5 protein-coding genes are annotated in these 4,681 nt (G+C 50.2%); 4 read left to right on the top strand and 1 reads right to left on the bottom strand.

Annotated features, from left to right (window positions below; translation table 11 throughout):
• Nucleotides 1–158: 158 nt before the first annotated feature.
• From Q0294_RS12100 to Q0294_RS12085, 4 genes are all read left to right on the top strand, one after another.
• Nucleotides 159–1,043, top strand: coding sequence for a DUF1559 domain-containing protein (locus Q0294_RS12100; protein WP_299465403.1), 885 nt, complete (start codon nt 159–161; stop codon nt 1,041–1,043).
• 101 nt (nt 1,044–1,144) lie between these two features.
• Nucleotides 1,145–1,435, top strand: coding sequence for a hypothetical protein (locus Q0294_RS12095; RefSeq protein ID WP_299465400.1), 291 nt, complete (start codon nt 1,145–1,147; stop codon nt 1,433–1,435).
• 220 nt (nt 1,436–1,655) lie between these two features.
• A complete protein-coding gene (locus Q0294_RS12090; protein ID WP_299465397.1) occupies nt 1,656–2,597 on the top strand; it encodes a dienelactone hydrolase family protein in 942 nt (313 codons plus the stop codon).
• A 24-nt stretch (nt 2,598–2,621) separates the two neighbouring features.
• Entirely contained in the window at nt 2,622–3,749 is a 1,128-nt protein-coding gene (locus Q0294_RS12085) for a M20 family metallopeptidase (protein ID WP_299465394.1), read from the top strand.
• Between the two features lie 9 nt (nt 3,750–3,758).
• Here Q0294_RS12085 and Q0294_RS12080 read toward each other — a convergent pair.
• Nucleotides 3,759–4,681, bottom strand: a 923-nt coding sequence (locus Q0294_RS12080) for a hypothetical protein (RefSeq protein ID WP_299465391.1), incomplete at its 5' end; no start/stop codon positions are given.

Here is a 4,681-nt window from a genome sequence, read left to right as displayed (position 1 = left end):
TTAACTCAAATTCACTTCGACTTTCTGAGTCGTCTGTTTTTGGAGTCATCCACCAGCTGATGCTGCGTCAATCTCGTGAAACATTAATCCGTTTCACCCGCCGGAATTTACTCACTCTTATCTCTGACTACTTTTAATGCCTCCAAGGAGACTAACTCGTGCTGCGAAGAACTCGAAGAAAAAATGGATTTACCCTGATTGAATTGCTGGTCGTAATCGCGATTATTGCGATCCTGATTGCGTTGCTGCTGCCTGCCGTGCAACAGGCAAGGGAAGCGGCCCGTCGCAGTTCCTGCAAAAACAATCTAAAGCAGATTGGCATCGCCATGCACAACTACCACGATGTGCATCGAACACTGCCTCCCGGTTATCTTGACGACGACCCGGCCGCTAATGTCACGAATCACAATCTGCTTGGCTGGGGAACCTTCATTCTCCCGTACATCGAGCAGTCTGCGCTTTACAATTCGATCGGTACCGTCGGCGGTTTTGATAACAACTGGACTACCATCAGCGACATGATCACTCCCAGCGCCACCGTGAAAACGCCCTATTCCAAAGTAGCACTGAGTGCCTACATCTGCCCCTCCGATCCGATGGGCGGCATCAATACTGATGTCGGTAACTACGGAAAATCCAACTACACAGGTGTCGCCGGCAATACTTACAAGAGCTCTGGAACCACCAAACCCACAGGATCTTTTTACGATAATTCCAATGTATCCTTTCGTGATTACCGTGATGGCTTAAGCAATACAATCATCATCGGCGAGCGAGGTACGGCAGGAGCAAAAAACGGTACGCTCTGGATCGGAAACTATTCCGATGCCGCTTACTACACACAGAATGCCATCGCGACTAACAGTGCCTACTATGGTATCAACGGAGTCGCCGGCTCCTGGAACTTTACCAGTTCGCATACCGGCGGAGTCCATTTCCTGCTGGGCGATGGTGCGGTTAGATTCCTCAGCGAAAATATTGATCTCAACACCTATCGCGATCTGGGATTTATCGCTGACGGCAACGTTGTCAACTTGCCGTAATTTCAACTGATTTCTCAACTTGTCGGGCTGAGTACGTCGTCCTGTCAGGGTGACGTACTCTCCGCTTAATCTTCCCCCTATGTTTTGCACGATTTGACACCATGAAACTCATTCCAATCTTATTACTCGTCCTGGCCTTTCACGGCTGCCACAACAACTCGCCACAAGCACCTGCGGTCAGCCCCGGCCTGACACAAGAACAACTTGTCCCTACACTCCAGAAGATTGCCGAAACGGGAGAATATGATGCCGTTTTACAGGATTTGACGGCCGGTCTGGAAAATGCAGGCTACATGGAAGAAGCAGTCTCCGTCCAGAGTTTCCAGGAATTTTCTAAACCGGAAGATGTAAAAAAACTGGCTACTTTGCTGGCCAGCAGGATTCAGAAATGACGCACTCTGCTTTGAAAACTTATGTAACGTATTCCAGGAAAATATTATTGAACCGACATCCAGTATTACACATAAATAGCAGCTTTTCAAAATTAGAAGAACAGACTGAAACTGGTGCGTGATTCAGCTCGATTTACTTCCTTGAAAGACTCCTGAATGGTATAAATGAATGAGTGGTGATCCCTTAGAATCTCCCCTCTCTGTTACCTGGAGCACTTTAATGGCCGTTGCAGATTTTCAGGAAAAGTTATTACAGGGTTTGGGCGGCGAATGGCCTGAGCCGCCTGTGTTGAATGTCAAACTGCGGGAAACGATCCAGAAGGATGGATACCGGATCGAGTCGTTGACTTATGAAGCCGAGCCCGGCGATGCGATTCCCGCGATGCTGCTGATTCCCAATATGGTCTCGCCGGCACACCCCGCGCCCGCAGTCGCGATCTGGCATCAACATGCGGGACAATATCATCTGGGAAAAAGCGAACCCGCCGGACTGGCCGGGAATCCGATGCACCATACCGGTGCCGCGCTGGCGAAAGCGGGGTTCGTTGTCCTATGCCCCGATGCCCTCTGTTTTGAAGAACGCCAGGATCCCACCGGCAAACTGAAAGCCGGGCAGTACGAACGTTTTGAATTTCTGCGATATGTCGTCACCGGAAAATGTATGGCCTGGAAGAATATTCTGGACATGAAACGGGCCATCGATTTTCTGCAAAGCAGACCGGAAGTCATCGACGAGAAAATCGGCTGTTATGGGCATTCAATGGGTTCGACGCATACCTGGCTGGTCGGCCCCTGGGAACCACGCATCAAATGTCTGGTCGGAAACTGCTGTCTGCCCACATATAAAGGCATTCATCGCGAGCACATGCTGCACTGTTTCCCCAATTTCATCCCCGGAATATACGAATTTGGTGATACCCCCGATATCGCGGCTCTGATTGCACCACGCCCTTTCCATCTGAATTTTGGGGAACTGGACGGAGGCAGCCCGATTGGAGATGTCCGGGACGGTGTCAAAATAATTGCAAACAACTATGCTGCCAAGCATGCAGAAACGAATTTCACTTATTATATTGAAGAAGGATCAGGGCATGTGCTCTCACCAGTGATGTGGGACAAAACCTTATCCCATTTTCAACGTCATTTGATGTATCAACAATAAAATATTTGATTTCGGAACTCATTCATGGATGCACTCAATTATACGAAGGAACTGGTTGTATTTGAGTCAACCAGTAACCTTTCCAATCTCGCAGTCAGCGATTATGTCGAAGCAACCCTGAAGACTCTGGGATTCGAAATCGAACGTCTGGAATACAATGATGCCAAAGGCGTTCGCAAAGCCAATATCCTCGGACGCAGAGGACAAGGCCAGGGGGGGATGGCTTATTTCGCGCATACCGATGTCGTGCCCGCCGATCCCTGGTTCACGGACGAATTCAGCCCTTTCACTCCGACATTAAAAGGTGACAAGCTATTCGGCCGCGGAAGCTGCGATATGAAAGGCTCCATCGCCTGCATGCTGGCTGCTGCGAAACAGTATGTCGACCGAGATCTCAAGCACCCGCTCTATATTACCTGTACCGCGGATGAAGAAGTCGGTTATCACGGTGCCCGCAACGTGGCTGAAAAATCGACCATGTATCGCGAAATGGTAAAGGGAGAGACTCACGGCATCATCGGTGAACCCACGCGGCTCGAAGTCGTTTACGCTCATAAGGGAACCTATGGATTCCAGGTTATCTCGCACGGGCGCGCCGCACATTCAAGCCTCAGCACAGGCATCAATGCGAATCTGGCGATGATTCCGTTCCTCGTCGAAATGAAAAAACTGTACGATGAATGCATGACCGATGCCCGCTGGCAGAATCCGGAATTCGATCCCCCGACCAATGGCTGGAACATCGGCATAAATGACCGCACCAACGCTGTGAATATCACGCCCCCCCAAAGTATCTGTACGGTTTATTTCCGGCCGATGCCAGGACAGGAGCCGGACGAACTGGTAGAGCGGGCCCGCAGTGCGGCTGAAAAATGTGGACTCGAATTCCAGTTCAGGTGCGGCGGACAACCGGTCTACACTGATCCCCATTCCCCGTTTGTAAATGAAGTGCTCCTGATCTCCGGTAAGAAAGAGGCCAGGACGGTTTCTTACGGAACCGATGGCAGCCTTTTCCCTGAAATGAAAAACATGGTCGTCTTTGGCCCCGGAGACATCGGGCAGGCTCACACGCACGATGAATTCATTGAGCTGGAGCAACTTGAGTTGGGAACCCAGAAATATGCTGCACTGATCGAGCACTGGTGCTGCTAGATCAAATCGTTAGCGGTCCGAAATGGGCGCTGCATTATTAAAGAGTTCCGGATCAAAGGGATCACTCGGTTTTGGCTGAACCATTTCCTCAATTTCTTCATCCGTCAGTTTTTGAGGTTCGAAACCAGCCGTTAAGGAGATCTCACCCTTCAATGCCGTTGGTTCGGCTTCCATTGCAGCCTGTTTAACTGCAGACTTTCCCCAGTTGGGGTCCAGCAGATTCTGTTTGGCCTGACCATGCCGGTGCTCTGCGCGACGGGCCAGTCGTTCTGCCCTGAGTTTGTCCTGCTGAATCCGGTCGGCCACCACATCCGCCACCCATTTTTGAATGAGCTGCTGTTGTTTCCGGGCGGCAGAACCGGAAAACACAACCATTCCCTGCTGCGGATGTTCTTTTTCCGGTTTGAGCAGCAACTGACTGCGAACAGGGTCTTCCAGATCAACCCAGCGCAAGACTTCTGCCAGATTTTTTTCTGCATACACGCGATGATTACCATATCGGCGGCTCACCTGCGTTAAACGGAATTCGGATTTTGCGGCACTGCCATGACAACTCGCATTCCCACATTTATTCAACAGCACGGGCTGAATTTTTCGCACAAACTCAGCCGACTGTTCTCGTGAAATGCCTGTTAACGAAGTGGCTTCATCCGATCGCGACATCTGTTTGCTCAGAATCGTCTCCTGGATTTTTTCATTGACTGTAGGCTGGTTATCTGAAGTATTTCCCATCAATCGCTGCAACATCAGTTGAGGCTCCGACCGTTTCGGTTCAAGCCTGATGGCATCCCGCAGCTCTTTTTTTGCCTCTTCGTAGAGTTCATTGGTGATGCACCAGCGTGCCAGATCAAGATGTGAATTCGCTGTAGGAAACTTCATCGCATTGCGCTGTTTTGAATAAATTTCCTGGATATTCTTCGCTTCGAATAACA

It is taken from the genome of uncultured Gimesia sp., assembly GCF_937919775.1.
Classification (GTDB): Bacteria; Planctomycetota; Planctomycetia; order Planctomycetales; family Planctomycetaceae; genus Gimesia.
The sequence above is the reverse complement of the archived record's forward strand: the minus strand, read 5'-3'. Positions and strand labels throughout refer to the sequence as shown.